Annotated in this window: 18 protein-coding genes; 9 read left to right on the top strand and 9 right to left on the bottom strand. The window is 72.4% G+C overall.

What is annotated here, in order from left to right:
* Positions 1-16 precede the first annotated feature (16 nt).
* The 4 genes from ACFQ9V_RS06120 to ACFQ9V_RS06105 form a co-directional block, all read right to left on the bottom strand.
* Entirely contained in the window at positions 17-580 is a 564-nt protein-coding gene (locus ACFQ9V_RS06120; protein ID WP_382458280.1) for a YbhB/YbcL family Raf kinase inhibitor-like protein, read from the bottom strand.
* 53 nt (positions 581-633) lie between these two features.
* On the bottom strand, positions 634-1,416 hold the full coding sequence (locus ACFQ9V_RS06115) for an MBL fold metallo-hydrolase (protein WP_382458279.1): 783 nt from the start codon (positions 1,414-1,416) through the stop codon (positions 634-636).
* Entirely contained in the window at positions 1,413-2,681 is a 1,269-nt protein-coding gene (locus ACFQ9V_RS06110; RefSeq protein WP_382458278.1) for an ATP-binding protein, read from the bottom strand. The genes ACFQ9V_RS06115 and ACFQ9V_RS06110 overlap by 4 nt, the downstream gene beginning before the upstream one ends.
* Before the next feature lie 159 nt (positions 2,682-2,840).
* Positions 2,841-3,575 (bottom strand): CDP-alcohol phosphatidyltransferase family protein, encoded by a 735-nt coding sequence (locus ACFQ9V_RS06105; RefSeq protein ID WP_382458277.1) that lies wholly within the window; start codon positions 3,573-3,575, stop codon positions 2,841-2,843.
* Positions 3,576-3,699: 124 nt separating this feature from the next.
* Here ACFQ9V_RS06105 and ACFQ9V_RS06100 point away from each other — a divergent pair, with 124 nt between their 5' ends.
* From ACFQ9V_RS06100 to ACFQ9V_RS06070, 7 genes are read left to right on the top strand one after another with little or no spacing between them, the layout of a single operon-like run.
* A complete protein-coding gene (locus ACFQ9V_RS06100) occupies positions 3,700-4,677 on the top strand; it encodes a zinc-binding alcohol dehydrogenase (RefSeq protein WP_382458276.1) in 978 nt (325 codons plus the stop codon).
* Positions 4,677-5,075 carry a 6-pyruvoyl tetrahydropterin synthase family protein gene (locus tag ACFQ9V_RS06095; RefSeq protein WP_382458275.1) on the top strand — a complete coding sequence of 133 codons (399 nt, stop codon included), beginning with the start codon at positions 4,677-4,679 and terminating at the stop codon, positions 5,073-5,075. Before ACFQ9V_RS06100 ends, ACFQ9V_RS06095 begins: the two co-directional genes overlap by 1 nt.
* Positions 5,072-6,133 (top strand): glycosyltransferase family 4 protein, encoded by a 1,062-nt coding sequence (locus tag ACFQ9V_RS06090; protein WP_382458274.1) that lies wholly within the window; start codon positions 5,072-5,074, stop codon positions 6,131-6,133. The genes ACFQ9V_RS06095 and ACFQ9V_RS06090 overlap by 4 nt, the downstream gene beginning before the upstream one ends.
* A complete protein-coding gene (locus ACFQ9V_RS06085; protein WP_382458273.1) occupies positions 6,130-6,978 on the top strand; it encodes an SAM-dependent methyltransferase in 849 nt (282 codons plus the stop codon). The genes ACFQ9V_RS06090 and ACFQ9V_RS06085 overlap by 4 nt, the downstream gene beginning before the upstream one ends.
* Positions 6,975-7,964, top strand: coding sequence for a lysylphosphatidylglycerol synthase transmembrane domain-containing protein (locus ACFQ9V_RS06080; protein ID WP_382458425.1), 990 nt, complete (start codon positions 6,975-6,977; stop codon positions 7,962-7,964). The genes ACFQ9V_RS06085 and ACFQ9V_RS06080 overlap by 4 nt, the downstream gene beginning before the upstream one ends.
* The gene (locus tag ACFQ9V_RS06075; protein ID WP_382458272.1) at positions 7,961-8,656 is read left to right on the top strand and encodes a RibD family protein; all 696 of its coding nucleotides are present in this window, start codon (positions 7,961-7,963) and stop codon (positions 8,654-8,656) included. Before ACFQ9V_RS06080 ends, ACFQ9V_RS06075 begins: the two co-directional genes overlap by 4 nt.
* The gene (locus tag ACFQ9V_RS06070) at positions 8,653-10,281 is read left to right on the top strand and encodes a CDP-alcohol phosphatidyltransferase (protein WP_382458271.1); all 1,629 of its coding nucleotides are present in this window, start codon (positions 8,653-8,655) and stop codon (positions 10,279-10,281) included. The genes ACFQ9V_RS06075 and ACFQ9V_RS06070 overlap by 4 nt, the downstream gene beginning before the upstream one ends.
* Positions 10,282-10,293: 12 nt before the next feature.
* Here ACFQ9V_RS06070 and ACFQ9V_RS06065 read toward each other — a convergent pair whose 3' ends face one another.
* Positions 10,294-11,481, bottom strand: coding sequence for an MFS transporter (locus ACFQ9V_RS06065; protein WP_382458270.1), 1,188 nt, complete (start codon positions 11,479-11,481; stop codon positions 10,294-10,296).
* A 108-nt stretch (positions 11,482-11,589) separates the two neighbouring features.
* Here ACFQ9V_RS06065 and ACFQ9V_RS06060 point away from each other — a divergent pair, with 108 nt between their 5' ends.
* Positions 11,590-11,985, top strand: coding sequence for a hypothetical protein (locus ACFQ9V_RS06060; protein WP_370055793.1), 396 nt, complete (start codon positions 11,590-11,592; stop codon positions 11,983-11,985).
* A 5-nt stretch (positions 11,986-11,990) separates the two neighbouring features.
* Here the strand turns inward: ACFQ9V_RS06060 and ACFQ9V_RS06055 are convergent, their stop codons facing one another.
* The 4 genes from ACFQ9V_RS06055 to ACFQ9V_RS06040 are packed head-to-tail and all read right to left on the bottom strand — an operon-like array spanning position 11,991 to position 14,904.
* Positions 11,991-12,395, bottom strand: a complete 405-nt coding sequence (locus ACFQ9V_RS06055; RefSeq protein ID WP_382458269.1) for a hypothetical protein — start codon at positions 12,393-12,395, stop codon at positions 11,991-11,993.
* 9 nt (positions 12,396-12,404) lie between these two features.
* Complete coding sequence (locus ACFQ9V_RS06050) at positions 12,405-13,055, bottom strand: DUF433 domain-containing protein (RefSeq protein ID WP_382458268.1); 651 nt, start codon at positions 13,053-13,055, stop codon at positions 12,405-12,407.
* Positions 13,056-13,104: 49 nt separating this feature from the next.
* Positions 13,105-13,821: a class I SAM-dependent methyltransferase gene (locus ACFQ9V_RS06045; RefSeq protein WP_382458267.1), complete on the bottom strand. Its 717-nt coding sequence runs from the start codon at positions 13,819-13,821 to the stop codon at positions 13,105-13,107.
* Positions 13,822-13,875: 54 nt separating this feature from the next.
* The gene (locus ACFQ9V_RS06040; protein ID WP_382458266.1) at positions 13,876-14,904 is read right to left on the bottom strand and encodes an alpha/beta fold hydrolase; all 1,029 of its coding nucleotides are present in this window, start codon (positions 14,902-14,904) and stop codon (positions 13,876-13,878) included.
* A 115-nt stretch (positions 14,905-15,019) separates the two neighbouring features.
* On the opposite strand from ACFQ9V_RS06040, the gene ACFQ9V_RS06035 reads away from it, so the two are divergent.
* The gene (locus tag ACFQ9V_RS06035) at positions 15,020-15,802 is read left to right on the top strand and encodes an alpha/beta fold hydrolase (protein ID WP_382458265.1); all 783 of its coding nucleotides are present in this window, start codon (positions 15,020-15,022) and stop codon (positions 15,800-15,802) included.
* The last annotated feature ends 41 nt before the right edge of the window (positions 15,803-15,843 follow it).

The raw sequence follows: 15,843 nt of genomic DNA, 5'->3' as shown, positions 1-15,843 counted from the left end.
GTTCGCGTTCGCGTGTTTACGGGTTCTCGTACGTGCCGTCCAGCCGGGCGCGGGCGATGACGTGACCGCTCATCGCGCGCACGACGTCCTCCAGCCCGAACGAGGCGGGGAGGTCGAGCCGGCGATCCACCGCGAAGAGCTGGAAGACGTAGGCGTGCGGCCCGTGCGACGGCACCGGCATCGGCCCGTGCCAGCCGCGGGAGCCGAGCGACCCCCGGCCGTAGGCGATCCCGGGCGCTGCGCCCTTCCGCGCCAGGCCGCCCTCCGGCAGCGCGCCGAGCGACGGGTCGATGCCCCGCGCGATCGTGTGGAGCGCGGGCTCGGCGCGCGGCGCGTCCGGATCCTCCACGATGAGCACCAGCTCCTCTGCGGCGACGGGCGGCGCCGTCCACTCGAGCGCTGGGGACAGGTCCTGCCCGAACAGGCGCCCGCGATACTGCGCGGGGATGGGCGCCCCGTCGGCGAAGGCCGGGCTGGTCAGCACGAACGACTCGGGAGCCTGCAACCCGTCCCGCAGCCAGACGACCTTGTCGCGGCCTGCACGCCGATCGCGCAGCGCCCGTCCGATGGGGTTCGGCATGGTGGAGCCTTTCGGGGAGGGGTGGGTGCGAGGGCCAGCCTAGATGACGCCGGTCAGAGCGACACCCGGGTCCCTGGCGTGCTGTCGAGGAGCAGGTCGCCGAGCCCGGCCGCAGCGAAGGCGGACACGAAGGCGTCGGTGTCCTCGGTGAAGTGCGCCCAGCCCTCGGTGTGCGCGGGGAGTACGCGTGGCCGCCCCAGAATCCGTGCCGCTTCCGCGGCCTCCGCGCTCGTGAGCGTGAGGAAGCCGTCGACCAGCGGGGTCCGCGCCGCCCCCGCGAACAGGACCGCGAGCTCGATCGCCGGGAAGCGCTCGGCGATGTCCGCCACGAGGTCGAGCGAGGCGTTGTCGCCGGAGACGTAGACCGTGGGCGAGTCCACCGCCTCCAGGACGAACCCGGTCACGGGACCGGTGGCGGCCTCGGTCCCCTCCGGCCCGTGCCGGGCGGGGACGGCGGTGACGGTGACCCCGCCGATCACGACGGACTCCCACGGTTCGAGCCCGCGGCACGCCGCGTCGAGGCGTGAGGCTGCGAGGGGTGTGGTCACGACGAGGGCCGCCTTCCGCAGATACGCGCGACCCCCGCCGTCGAGGTTGTCCGGGTGCTGGTCGTGCGAGAGCAGCACCGCGTCGATGCGCCCCAGGTCGCCGGGCTGGAGGCGCGCGTCCGCGGTCTTGGTCAGCACCCGGGAGCCGATCGGATACTCACCCGCCCGATCGAAGGTCGGGTCGACGGCGAAGCGGCCGCCACCGAACTCGATGACGAGGCTGGGGCCGCCGAGCGAGAGGACGCGCGGGCGGGCGGAGGTCGGGACGTCGTTTGAGGGAGTGGTCACTTCTCCATCGTAGGAACCGGGAGCTCCCACAACGAAGCGACGGGAAGACCCCAGAGCCGGTCGGAATAGCGGTATCCCGTACGACCCGTGTTGAGAACGATCCCTGCGATGAATCGATCTCCGAGCCTGTCGCGCAGATAGCGCAGTCCTCCGAAATGATCGGTCTTGAAGGTGCTCCCGGACTTGACCTCGATGGCCAGCACGCTGCCGTCGGCCAACTCGATCACGATGTCGACTTCGACCCCGCTCTTCGTCCGATAGTGGAAGAGCTCGAACTCTTCGTCGGACCAGGTCTGCTGTTTCAACAGCTCACCGACGACGAACCCCTCCATGAGGGCGCCGATGTGGTTCGCAGTCCCATCGACTGGCGTGAGTTGGCCCTCGGTCACGCGTGACAGCCGTGCGGCGAGACCGGAGTCCGAGATCGTCGCCTTCGCTCGTCCCGTCTCGCGAGAGGTGAGATTGGGCGACCAGGGCTGGAGGAGATCCACGAGGAACAGCATCTCCAGCGTGTCGAGATAGGCCGTGATCGAGGTAGGAGGGATAGCGGCGTCCTGAGCGAATCGCGCTTTGACCAGCTCGCCGGACTGGTTCGCCGCGATAAGGCGGAGCAGGCTCTTCAACCGCTGCGGGTCGGCGATGTTGATGAGCTCGCGAGCATCGCGACGGACGAGGCGATCGATGTAACCGTCGAGCCAGATGCTGCGAAGCCGGGCGGTCCGGTCGTGCGCGTCCGGATAACCGCCAGACGCGATCATTCGTGCGTAATCATTGCGAGTCACCTCCGATGTCACAGTCGCCTTGAGTGCGCCGCCGAGAGCGGCGCGGACGAAATCCTCCCTCGTTCCGCGGAGTTCCCCTTGCGAGAACGATCGCAGCGAGACGGATATCGCGCGCCCCGCGAGACTGTCTGTCGCGCGTCTTGAGCGGAGAAGGTCGCTGGAACCGGTCAAGATGAATCGACCAGGGCGCCGATTGCGGTCGATCGACGCTTTGACCGCGAGCGTGAGCTCGGGGTGACGCTGGATCTCGTCGATCACGAGCAGGCCGTGAGGATTCTGTTCGACGAAACCGGTCGGGTCTTCGACCGCTGCAGTCCGGGTCTGCTCGTCATCGAGCGTGAGGATCTGCGCATCCCTGCCACGAGCGAGTTGGCCCGCAAGAGTGCTCTTGCCGACCTGACGCGCACCCTGGATGACGAGTGCCGGAAAGGCCCCGGCAATGGAGTCAGCGAAGGTGAAGACGTTCCTGTCGATCAGCGCCATGACGCTTACGTTATCAGCGGATTGTCGGTTTTGTCGCGTGCCGATCGTAGAAATGGCCACTCCTGTTTCGTAGAAATGGCCAGCCCTGTTTCGTAGAAATGGCCACCCCTGTTTCGTAGAAATGGCCACCCCTGTTTCGTAGAAATGGCCGCGAACGAGTCACCGCCCCAACGGCACCGTGCTCCGCTCCTGCACTCTCTCCCGCACCAGCCACACGACATCCCGCCCGAACGACTCCCCCAGCAGCACCAGCGCCCCCGCGACCAGCACCGTGGAGAGCGCGGGCAGCACCCCCGTGCACGCCACCGCGAGCGCCACCCCCGCGTACGCGGTCACCACCTTCCGCCAGTAGCGGTACGGCAGCGTCGCCCGCATCCACGGCAGCAGCCATCCCGCCACCACGAACGCGTACCGCAGCACCCCGATCGCGAGCACCCAGACCCCGAGCAACGGAGCCACGTAGACGCTCAGCACCAGCAGCAGGAACGCGTCCACCTCCATGTCGAACCGGGCGCCCAGCTCGCTCGTGCTCCCGGTGCGCCGCGCCACCCAGCCGTCGACCGCGTCGAGCGCGAGGGCCGGGATGACCAGGCCGACCAGCAACGGGACCGGCGCAGCCCCGCTGAACGACGCCACCACCAGTCCCGTGATCAGCCCGACCAGCGTCGAGCGCATCGAGGTGACGATGTTGGCGGGGCCGAAGCGTTCCGTGCGGCGGCGCTGGAGGCCGCGGACCAGCAGCACGTTCGACACCAGGAGGTAGGCGGCGGCCGCCGCCCAGCCCGACGCGGGCAGCGGCGTCATCCACCACTCGACCGCGAGCAGCCCGATCAGCAGGACGAGCGCGACGCCCGCGCCGGCCCAGCCGACCGCTGCGAGTTGAACCCTTTTCACATGAGCCTCGTGTCTTTGGGGAACGGCACCGTGCGCTGCCGCATCTTGCCTTAACACGCAGCGTGTGCACGGATGGTTCACAGGGGTCCGCCCCACCGAGCGACCACCGCGAGAGGAGCTGGACATGCGGGAAGCCACCGCCTTCTGGATCGTGGAGCCCGGCGTCGGCGCCCTGCGGTCCGAGCCGCTGCGGGAGCCCCGCGACGGGGAGGTGCTCGTCCGCACGCTGCGCACGGGGGTGAGCCGCGGCACCGAGGCGACCGTGTTCGCCGGGCGGGTGCCGCAGAGCCAGCGCAATCGGATGCGGGCGCCGTTCCAGGAGGGCGACTTCCCCGGGCCGGTCAAGTACGGCTACCTCAACGTTGGCGTGGTCGAGCAGGGGCCTCCCGAGCTGGCCGGGCGCACCGTGTTCTCCCTGTTCCCGCACCAGTCGGCCTTCGTCGTCCCGCCCGCTGCGGTGTTCCCGGTGCCGGAGGGCGTGCCCGCCGAGCGGGCTGTGCTCGCGGGGGCGGTGGAGACGGCGGTCAACGTACTGTGGGATGCCGCGCCGCTGATCGGCGACCGGATCGCGGTGATCGGCGCCGGGATGATCGGCTGCTGCGTCGCGCGGCTGGCGAACGGCATCCCGGGCGTGGAGGTCACGCTGGTCGACGTCGACCCGTCGCGCCGGGAGGTCGCGGAGCGGCTGGGCGTGGACTTCGCCGAGCCGGACTCCGCCCCGCACGACCGCGACCTCGTCATCCACACCAGCGGTTCGGAGGCCGGCCTGCGCCTCGCGCTCGAGACCGTCGTCGCGGACGGCGAGGTGATCGAGGCGAGCTGGTTCGGCGACCGGCCGGTGACGCTGATGCTCGGGGAGGACTTCCACTCCCGACGGGTCACCCTCCGGTCGAGCCAGGTCGGCGAGGTGTCGCCCCGCCGCCGCGACCGCCGCAGCCACGCCGACCGCCTGGCGCTCGCGCTCCACCTGCTGCGCGACCCCGCGTTCGACGCCCTCCTGACCGGGTCGTCGTCGTGGCGCGAGCTGCCGGAGGTCATCGCCCGACTGGCGGCCGACCCCGGCTCCGAGCTCTGCCACAGCATCGATTGGAGGGACGCCTGATGCCGTTCACGGTCACGGTCCGCGACCACCTCATGGTCGCCCACAGCTTCACCGGCGCGGCGTTCGGGCCCGCGCAGCGACTTCACGGCGCGACCTTCGTCGTGGACGCGAGCTTCGGCGCGGACGAGCTCGACGAGGACGGCGTCGTGGTCGACATCGGCCGGGCGACGGCCGCGCTCGCGGAGATCACCGGCTCGCTCACCTACCGCAACCTGGACGACGAGCCCGCGTTCGCCGGGATGAACACCACCACGGAGGCGCTCTGCCGGGCGATCGCCGACCGGCTCGCCGACGCCGTGGCCGCCGGGTCCCTCGGCCGCGCGACCGGCCTGACCTCCATCGCCGTCACCCTGCACGAGTCCCACATCGCGTGGGCGAGCTACTCGAGGCCGCTATGAGCGAGGTGTACTTCGTGGTTCCGGAGACCATCGACGACCCGCGGCGGGTGAGCGGCGGAAACCGCTACGACCAGCGCGTCCGCGACGGCCTCCGCGCCGAGGGCTGGACGGTGCACATGCTCCTGGTCACCGGCCGCGGCACGGGCTGGACGGGTCGCGCGCTGGCCGCGCTGCCCGAGGGGGCGCTCGCGCTGGTCGACGGACTGCTGGTGTCCCGCGAGCCGGAGGCGATCGTCGCGCACCGGTCCCGGCTGCGGATCGTGGTGCTGGCGCACATGGTCGCGGCCCCGGTGGGATCGGGCGACGGGATGCTCGGCGACAGCGACCTCGCCGCCCTGCGCTCCGTCCGCCGCATCGTCGCGACGAGCGCGTGGACCCGCTCCGAGCTCCTCGAACAGGACGCCGCCGACCCGCACCGGATCGTGGTCGCCCACCCGGGCGTCGACCCGGCGCCCGCGACGACGGCCTCCGCGGGCGGCGGCCGCCTGCTGTGCGTCGCCGCTGTCGCGCCGCACAAGGGCCAGGACCTCCTGCTGCGCGCCCTCGCCGGCTTCGCCGACCGCGACGACTGGACCTGCACGCTGGTCGGCTCGCTGACGGTCGACCCGGACTTCGTCGCGGCGCTGACCGCCGTGATCGACGCCGCCGGCCTCGCCGGGCGGATCCGGTTCGCGGGCGTCCTCGACCCGCGCGCCCTCTCGGAGGCGTACGGGGAGGCCGACCTCGTCGTGCTGCCGTCGCGCAGCGAGAGCTACGGAATGGCCGTCGCCGAGGCGCTCGCGCACGGCGTCCCGGTGCTCGCGACCGGCATCGGCGGCATCCCCGAGGCGATCGTTCGGGAGGACGCCACGATGATCGTGCCGCCGGACGACGCCTGGGCGCTGCGCGTCGTGCTGCAGCAGTGGTGGGCGAGCGCGGCGCGGCGGGACGCGCTCAAGGCGGCGGCGTTGGAGGCCAGGGAGGCCGGCCGGCGCTGGGAGGACACCATCGCGGTGGTCGCCTCCGCACTGCGGGAGGCCGCAGTGGAGGGTTTGCGCCCGGAGGCGGTGCCGTCGTGAGCGGAATGCTGGAGGTCAGTGCCGACTGGCTCGCGCTGCGCGAGGCGGAGGACGGGCGCGCGCGATCGCGGCGGCTCGCGCGCCTGGCGGCGGCACTCGTCGGCGCCGACGTCGCACGCGCCCGCCCGGTCACCGTGCACGACCTCGGCAGCGGCACCGGCTCGATGATGCGCTGGCTCGCGCCGCAGCTCCCCGGGCCGCAGAGCTGGGTCCTGCACGACTGGAACGCCGACCTCACCGCCCACGCGACCGAGGCGCAGCCTCCCCTCGACCGCACCGGCCGGCCGATCACCGTCGCCTCCCGGGTCACCCCGCTCGATCGGCTCGCGCCAGCCGACCTCCACGGCGCCGACCTGGTGACGGCCTCCGCACTCCTCGACGTCGTGACCGCGCGGGAGGCGCACGCGATCGTGGACGCGTGCCTCGCAACCGGCGCTCCCGCGTTCCTGGCGCTCAGCGTGACCGGGGACGTGGAGCTGCGGCCCTGGGACCCGCGCGACATCCTCGTCGCCCGCGCCTTCAACGAGCACCAGCGCCGGGAGGTCGGCGGCCGCCGCCTGCTCGGGAGGTTCGGCGCGCCGATCGTGCGCGGGCTCTTCACGCGCGCGGGCTGGCACGTCCGCACGGCGCTGACGACGTGGCGGCTCGACCGTCGCGACCCGCTGCTGCTCGGCGAGTGGTTCGACGGCTGGGCCGACGCGGCGGTGGAGCAGGCGGAGGTCGACCGCGACCGCGCGCTGCTCGACCAGGCCGCCGGTTACCGGGAGCTGCGCCGCGAGCAGCAGCGACGCGGTGGGCTGTCCGCCGTCGTGTACCACCTCGACGTCCTGGCGTGGCCGCGATGACCGCCCGGCTGAACGCAGCGGTGGAGGAGGCGACGCCGGCGGCGACGTCACCCGGGCTCCGGCGCGTCCTCAGCCGCCCCTGGCTCCGGATCACGCTCCGCGTGCTCGTCCCCGTTGCCATCCTGATCGCGATCGTCGCCCGCGTCGGCGCCGGCCCCTTCCTGCACGGCCTCCTCAGCCTCGACGGGCCCACGGTGATCGCCGCGTTCGCCCTGACCGCGATCGCCACGGTCGCGGCCGCGTGGCGCTGGCGCCTGATCGCCGGTCGGCTCGGCGTCGGCATCCGCTGGTCCACGGCGATCGGGGCGTACTACCGCTCGCAGTTCGTGAACACCGTGCTGCCCGGCGGCGTGGTCGGCGACGTCCAGCGCGCGGTCGATCACGGCCGGACCGCCGACCGGATGGGCGCCGCGGCACGGGCCGTCGCGCTGGAGCGGCTGCTCGGCCAGGCAGTGCAGCTCGTGCTCGCCGTCGTCGTCCTCGGCATCGTCGGGATGGAGTTCGAGGGCGTCCTGCTGCCGGTGCTCGGCGTCGCCCTCACGGCCGTGGTGGTCGGCGGAGCGGTCACTGCATTCGCCAGCAGGCGCGTCCGGCGGGCGCTGGCGCACGAGTGGCGGGAGGTCAGGGAGGGCCTCGGCTCGGTGACGGTCTGCGTCAAGGCGGTCGTCGCGTCCGTGGTCGTCTGCGCGTGCCATCTGGGCACCTTCGCGATCGCGGCCGTCGCCGTCGGCGCTGAGGTGCCGCCGCTGCGCCTGCTCGCACTCGGCATGGTGGTGCTGCTCGCGGCCTCCATCCCGTTCAACCTCGGCGGCTGGGGTCCGCGAGAGGGCGCGGCCGGGTGGGCGTTCGCGATGGCGGGCTTCGGCGCCGCAGCAGGCGTCTCGGCGGCCACCCTGTACGGCGTGCTGGCGTTCGTGTGCTTCGCCCCTGCTGCGCTGATCGTGCAGTCCGCGGCCGTGCTGCAGCGGAGGAGGATGCGGGCATGACCGAGCGACCGTACGTCACCGTGAGCTGCGCCATCTCCCTCGACGGCTACCTCGACACCGCGCGACCGCCGAAGCTCGCGCTCTCCAACGCCGCCGACTTCGACCGGGTGGACGAGGTCCGCGCGCGGCACGACGTCATCCTCGTCGGCGCCCGCACGGTGCGCCGCGACAACCCGCGGCTGCTCGTCCGCAGCGCCGAGCGCCAGGACCGGCGGGAGGCCTCCGGCAAGTGCCGCACGCCGTGGAAGGCGACCGTGACCTCGACGGGCGACCTCGACCCGGACGCGAACTTCTTCACCCTCGGCGAGACCATGAAGCTGGTCTACTGCCCGCGCGCGCAGCACGGCCGGATCACCGACCGGCTCGGCGAGGCCGCCACCGTCGTGCCGCTCGGCGACGACGTGCGGATGACCGACCTGCTCGCCGACCTCGGCGAGCGCGGCGTGCGGCGCCTCATGGTGGAGGGCGGCGGGACGACGCTGACCCAGTTCCTCGCGGACGGGCTGGCCGACGAGCTGCACCTCGCGGTGGCGCCGTTCTTCGTCGGGGACAGGGACGCGCCGCGCTTCGTCGGCGAGGGTGCGTACCCGTGGACGAGCGACAGCCGAGCCGCGCTCGTGGAGGCGCGCCCGATCGGGGATGTCGTGCTGCTCCGCTACGCCCTGTCCGACCGGTTCGGGGGCTTCCCGTGACCCGCCTGAGTCGGGGTCGCCGGGTCTGGAGCGTCGTGCCCACGACCCTCGCCGCCGTCACCCTCTTCCTCGTCTCCCTCGCCCCCGGCCTGGTCTCCTCCGACTCGGCGCTCGCCCTCGTGCGCGTCCCCTTGGAGTGCGTCCTCGCCCTGGCCGTGCTCATCCTGCTCCCGTGGCGGTGGGCGCGCCGAACGCTCGCGATCCTCGTCGCCCTGCTGCTCGTCCTCGCGACGATCGTGGCCGCGCTCGACCGCGTGTTCGAGGCGACGGTCGGCCGGCCGTTCGACGTGGTGTCGGGCTGGTCGGAGCTGGTGGACGGCTACGGCGTGGTCCGCGACTCGACCGGGACGGCGGGGGCGATCGGCCTCCTGGCGCTCGTCGCGCTGCTCGCGGTCGCGGCCGTCGCCGCGGTCGCCGCGTCGCTGCTGCGCCTGGCGCGCGTCCTCACCCCGCGGCGTCGGCCGAGCCTGATCGCGGCGTCCGCGGTCACCGCCGGCTGGCTGGTCCTTGCGCTGGTCGGCGTGCAGTTCGTGCCCGACGAGCCCGTCGCGGCGGCGGACGGGCTCTCGGCCGCGGCGTCCACGGTGAACCAGGTGCAGGTCGCCGCCCGCGACCAGGCCGTCTTCAACCGTGCGGCGTCCAGCGACCCGTACGCGGGACTGCCCGCCTCCGACCTGCTCACCGGGCTGAAGGGCAAGGACGTCGTCATCGTGTTCGTGGAGAGCTATGGGCAGGTCGCCGTGCAGGGCACCTCCTTCTCTCCGGGGGTGGACGCCGTCCTCCGCAGCGGGAACGCCGCCCTCGCCGCGCACGGCTACTCCGAGCGGAGCGCCTTCCTGGCCTCGTCCACGTTCGGCGGGATCAGCTGGCTCGCGCACTCCACGCTGCAGAGCGGTCTGTGGGTGGACTCCCAGCAGCGCTACGACCAGGTCACCTCCGGCACCCGCTTCACGCTCAGCGCCGCCTTCCGCAAGGCCGGCTGGCGGACCCTCAGCGACGTCCCCTCCGACTCGAAGCCCTGGCCGGTCGGGACCTCCTTCTACCACTACGAGCAGGAGCTCAACGCGACGAACGTCGGATACCGGGGCCCGAGCTTCAGCTATGCGCAGGTGCCCGACCAGTACAGCCTGGCGTACTTCCAGCAGCACGAGCTCGCCGGGCCGCACCAGCCGCTGATGGCGGAGATCGACCTGGTCTCGTCGCACACGCCGTGGACGCCGCTGCCGAAGCTGCTGCCCTGGGACCAGCTCGGCGACGGCTCGGTCTACGACCCGCAGCCGGCGGAGGGCCTCCCGCCGAGCGTCGTCTGGCAGGACCCGCACCATGTGCAGCAGGTGTACGGCCAGTCGATCGAGTACACGATGGGCGCGCTGACCTCGTTCCTGACCACGTTCGACGACCCGAACCTGGTGCTCGTGGTGCTCGGCGACCACCAGCCGGCGACGATCGTCAGCGGGCCGGGGGCGAACCACGACGTCCCGATCAGCATCATCGCGAAGGACCCGGGCGTCACCCAGCGGATCGCGTCGTGGGGGTGGCAGCCCGGGCTGCTGCCGTCGCCGAGCGCGCCGGTCTGGCGGATGGACGCCTTCCGCGACCGCTTCCTGACGGCCTACGGCCCCTGAGCCCGCCGCCGCTCACTCCCCCGGCGACGATGGGAACGACCGCCGCGCCATCAGGATGACGACGAGCCCGACGACCACCAGCGCCGCCCCTGCGAAAGGCAGCCACCCCAGCCCCGGCCCTGCCAGGACCGCGGCCCCGACCGCCGCGCCTCCCCCGATCCCGATGTTCGCTGTCGAGTTCACGAGCGCCCCGATGACCTCCGGGGTCGCGCCGCGCGTGCGGATGGCCGCCGTCTGGAACACCGACGCCACCCCGCCGAAACCCGCGCCCCACACCACCGCGGCCACGAGCACGCCCGCGAGCGCCGGGAACGCGATCCCCACTCCGACCAGTCCGACCGTTATCGCGCCGAGCAGCGTCAGCACGGTCGCGCGCGGCCTCCGGTCGAGGGTGGCCGCCGCGAACCACGTCCCGGCGAGCCCGACCGCGCCGATCCCGAGCAGCACAGGGCCGACCCCCGCGGCGGGGAGCCCGACCGCGAGGAGGATCACCGACACGAACGTGTAGACGGTGAACTGCCCCAGGTACACGACCGCGTTCGCCGTCGACACGATCCCCAGCCGCACGCGCCGAGCGCCCAAGCCGTGCCCGGTGTGCTCTGTCCCGCCTCCCGGGACCGCCGGCAGCAGCACCGCCACGACGACGACCGTGATCGCGCACACCCCTGCCAGCACGCCGAACGCTGCCCGCCAGCCGAGCGCCGTGCCGAGGGAGGTCGACAGCGGCACGCCGAGCACGAACCCGGCCGAGGCTCCCGCCGTGACCAGGGCCAGCGCGCGCCCGGTGAACGCGGAGGTCACCAGCCGGGACGCGTACCCGATGCTGACCGAGAAGAACAGCGCGTGCGCGATCCCGCCGAAGGCGCGCCCCGCGGCAAGCACGCCGAAGTTCGGAGCCAGCGCGACGACGAGGTTGCTCACCGTGTACGCCACGAGGGTCGCCTGCAGCAGCGCTTTGCGCGAGAACCGGGAGGTCGACAGCGTCAGCGGCACCGCCAGCACGGCGACCATGAACGCGTAGACCGTGACCAGCAGCCCGGCTACCGAGTCGGACACCCGCATGTCGCCGCCGATCGCCGGCAGCAACCCGACCGGCAGCATCTCCGTCGTCACCGCGAGGAAGGTCGCGACCGTCAGCGCGACGAGCCCGCCCGCCGCCTCGCGCACGGTGCCCGGGCTCCGGTCCGACGCGTGAGGCATGGTTGCGATGCTAGCCCTGCGCCGCCGATTGAACCGATACTGAGGCTCGTTCGTGTTCCTTGTGAGGCCTTCAGCGGTGGAGGCCAGGAGACGGAAGCGGGTAGTGCCATGACCGAGAGCAGCCAGGGGCCCCTGTGGCTCATGCGCATCCTGAGCGCGATCGTGCTCGTGCTGATCGGCGGGATCCATCTCTTCCTGATCTTCGACGGCGTCGGCGGCCTGCTCGGCGTGCTGTTCGTCCTCAACTCCATCGCCGCCATCGTGCTGGCGATCGGGATGCTGGTGCTGCGTGGCGCGTGGCTGCGGCTCGCCACCACGCTCAGCCTGCTGTTCGTGATCGCCAGCCTGGCCGCCCTCCTGCTGGCGCTGACGGTCGGCCTGTTCGGCATCAGGGAGGTCTGGACGTTCACCCTCGTCCCGGAGACCGTCATCATCGAGGCGATCGGGATCGTGGTGCTGGGGATCACGTCGGGGGTCGCGTTCCGGAGGGCACGGGTGGCGTGACCGCGCTACCCGAGCAACTTGAGTATCTGAAGCCCCTGTCCGGTCACACTGGCGATGTATGGTCCGGGCTGCGAGTGGGCGCGCCTGAAAATTGCCCGCTCGTGGCCCAGGAGCCGACCCGCTTTGGCGGCACCCGTGAGTTGGCTGCTCCCTAGCGCGAAGACACGGGCTCCGGCCGCGAGAACAGCCCTGGCTTCCAGGGGTCGCTTCGCGATCGCCTTGTCGCCGGTCAGAAGCACCTCGCCCTCACCGGTCGCTTCGTGGATCCAATCGATGTCGGCGAGCTGTTGCGCTGCAATGGGACCGTACCGCTCGCGCATGCTCACGACCGCCCATCCGGCAGCGCGGAGGGCACCAGGCACGTGATGATCGCCAAGGCTCCGATCGGTGAAGAACCGAAGCTCTGCCACTTATGCCGCCTATGCGGCCGCGAGTGCGAGGCGCTCGACGGTCGCGTTGGGAAGGTCGAAGTCGGCAGCGACTTCTTCCATCGTCTCGCCGGCCGCGATCCGATCAAGGATGTCATCGACACGGATCCCGTATTGCGTAAGCGTGGGTTGGCCGAAGTTGATCTGCGGGTCAACAGTGATATCCGCGCCGTCGACTCGTGGAATCCGGAGCTGACCGACGAACCCGTCCCGATAGTCGACGCGCTTCAGGTGCTCGCGCACGATCTCGCCGAATGTTGCGTCGCCATTGCGGACGACGACCAGGCGGTTATCGTCGAACGCTGCGTCCCGCTGTCGCAGATCCCAGAGGATTTCTGCGCCGTCCGTCTTCAGTCGATCGCTCGCAAGAGCGTGCTCCACACCGATCTGACTACGGAGCTGCTCCAGCGCCGGCCGGATCCGCCCCATGGGTACGCCCGCTTGAGCGAACGCCTTCACGATCCAGGCCTCAGCCAGGCCGATGAACGGCACCGTATATCCCCGCCCCGGACGGTCCACCGTGATGAATGGTGGCTTGCGGTTTCCCGATGTCGTCGTGTAGCCGGCCGCCCAGTGATTGAACGTGGACCGCGGCATCCTGATGATGTCAGCGGCCTCCGCCTGCGCGTAGATGGGGGTCATGAGCAACTCGTCCACGATGGCTCCCTCCGCCGATGCCCTGACAGAAATACTACCGGTGTCGAACGAACCACGCCGCGTTATCCACACCGCTTCGCGTGACCGCCACCCCCGCGATCTGCGTATTGAACGGCAGGAACGGCGTGCGGATGCGGTAGCGCTCCACATCGACAGTGGCGAAGCCTGCCGCGCGGAGGGCGCCCTCCAGGTCGCGTTCGCACGAGCAGCCCTCGAACGTCCACGCCCACGGCCGGCGCAGGAGTCGCTGAACCCGCCGGGTCGGGGTCCCGTCCGGCGCGGCGACGTGCTCCACGAACCGGTAGGTCCCGCCCGGGCGCAGGATGCGGCGGACCTCGGCGAGGACGGCGTCCGGGTCCTGCACGGTGCAGAGCACGAGCGACGAGATCACGGTGTCGACGCTGTGGTCCGCCAGGCCGGTGCTCTCGGCCAGGCGCTCGCGGAGGTCGAGGCGCACGCCCGCGCGGTCCGCCGCGGCGCGCAGCCGGGCGTGCATGTGGCGGTTCGGCTCCATCGCGATCAGGGTGGCGCCGCGCGGGAGGTGGCGGAGGTTCGCGCCGACGCCGGGGCCGAGCTCGACGACCTCCGCCGGGAGGTCCGCGAACGCGCGCCGCTTGTGCGGACGGAGCTTCCGCTCGATGTACGGGTCCATGACGCGGAAGAAGGCCGCGTTGAACGGGCCGCGGAGGGCGTGCTGCTCGAAGCCGACGGTGGCGGGTTGCGCCGGAGGGGCGCTGATGGTTCGGGTCATGGAGGTCAGCCTCCACGACCCCGCGCGCCGATCCAGGCGGGGAACTACCCCACTTCAGCGGCGCGCACCGCCCTCCCGCTGCGCCGCGTACCAGGCGGCCACCTGCGCGCGCGACCGGAAGCCCAGCCGCAGCCGGATGCGCTCGACGTGCCCCTCCGCCGACCGCTCGTCGATGCCGAGGCGGTCGGCGATCTCCCGGTTCGTGCGGCCGTCGGCGATCAGCGCCGCGACCTCCGTCTGCCGCTCGGTGAGCGTCCCCGCGCCGCGTCGCGACGCCCGCAGGCCGAGGAAGCGGCGCACGGTCGCGACCAGCGCGTGGGCGTCCCCGGCGTACGGCAGGTGCGACCGGCCGGGGAGCACCACGAGCTCCGCGCCGGGGATGCCCGCCGCCAGCGCTCTCGCCTGCGACACCGGCGCCGCGCGGTCGCGGTCGCGATGCACGACCAGCGTCGGAGCGCGCACCCCGGCGAGGAGGTCGCCCACGTCGAGCCGGTAGCTGAGGTCCAGCAGAGCACGGGCGGTCGCGGCGTCCGACGAGGCGCGCTGATACCGTCCGAACTCCTCGCGCGTCGTGGCGTGGGCGTCCGGCGCGAAGATGTCGGTGAGGACGTCGGAGCCGAGGCCCCAGTGCGACTCCACCAGCGCGAGGATGTGATCCCGTGCGCTCGGGGGCGACAGCTCGGCGCCCGACCGCCAGCCGCCGTAGAGCACCAGCCGCCTGACCCGTTCCGGGTGCTCCGCCGCCCACGCCACCGCGATCGGCGCGCCCATCGACGACCCCATCAGGTCGAACGGTGCCGGGCCGACCCCCGCGGCGACGGCATCCAGCTCCTCCAGCTCGAACGCGAGCGACGGCGGCCGGTCCGACGGGGAGGACAGGCCGCACCCCGCGCGGTCGTACCGCACCAGCAGACAGCCCTGCGCGAGACCCTCCAGGTAGGCGCGCTCCTCCGGGATCTCCCAGCTCAGCTGCAGGTGGCTCACCCACCCCGACACGTACAGCAGCGGGCGGCCGGCCCCGGCGGTCGCGATCGCCAGCTCGACGCCGCCCTCGGTCGTCAGCCTGCTGATGCGCTGCTGCATGCGTACATTGTGCGGCGCGCGGGAGGCCGCCGCACCACTGGCGGCGTCGGCGCCCGGGATTAGCATGACCACCGACGCGCCCCGCCGAACCGGGCGCGCGCAGGAAGGAGCGGCCATGTCCGACCTCACACTCACCCGGGCGGGTGCGACCCTGAGCTACGACGTCGCGGGCGACGGCCCGACCGTCCTGCAGGCGCACGGGCTCACCTCCAGCCGCGACGCCGAACTGGCGCTTCTCGACCTGCGGCCGCTCGCCGCGCGCGGCCGACGCCTGGTCCGCTACGACGCCGCCGGCCACGGCCGCTCCGCCGGGCCGGACGACCCCGAGCGCTACCGCTGGACGGCGCTCGCCGACGACCTGCTGGCGCTGCTCGACGCCGTGGGCGCGACCGAGCCGGTGGACGCGGTGGGCATCTCGATGGGAACCGGCACGATCCTCACCGCCGCGGTCCGGCATCCGGAGCGCTTCCGCCGCCTCGTGCTCGCGCTTCCGCCGACCGCGTGGGAGACGCGCGCGGCGCAGGCGGGCATCTACGGGCAGATGGCCGACCTGCTGGAGGCGCAGGGCTGGGACGCACTGCTGGAGCTGATGGCGGCCTCCACGCTGGCGATGCCGCCGGTGCTGGCCGAACGCGGGCTCACCCTGGAACCGCAGCTCCAGCCCACCACCGCGCCGGCCGTGCTGCGCGGAGCGGCGCTGTCCGACCTGCCGAGCCCGGAGCAGGTGGCCGCGCTGCGGATGCCGGTGCTCCTGCTCCCGTGGGCGGGGGATCCTGGCCACCCGCTGTCGAGCGCGGAGCGACTGCACGAACTGATCGCCGGATCGGAGCTCTTCTTCGCCGAGACCGCCGCGGACGCGGACACCTGGCCCGACCGGGTGGAGGCGTTCCTGGCCTGAGCCGCGGGTTAAGCGAAGGTGAAATCGCGGCCGGACGGGTT

The organism is Leifsonia sp. NPDC056665 (assembly GCF_042791795.1).
Taxonomy (GTDB): domain Bacteria; phylum Actinomycetota; class Actinomycetes; order Actinomycetales; family Microbacteriaceae; genus Leifsonia.
This window is presented reverse-complemented; position numbering and strand designations above follow the sequence as displayed.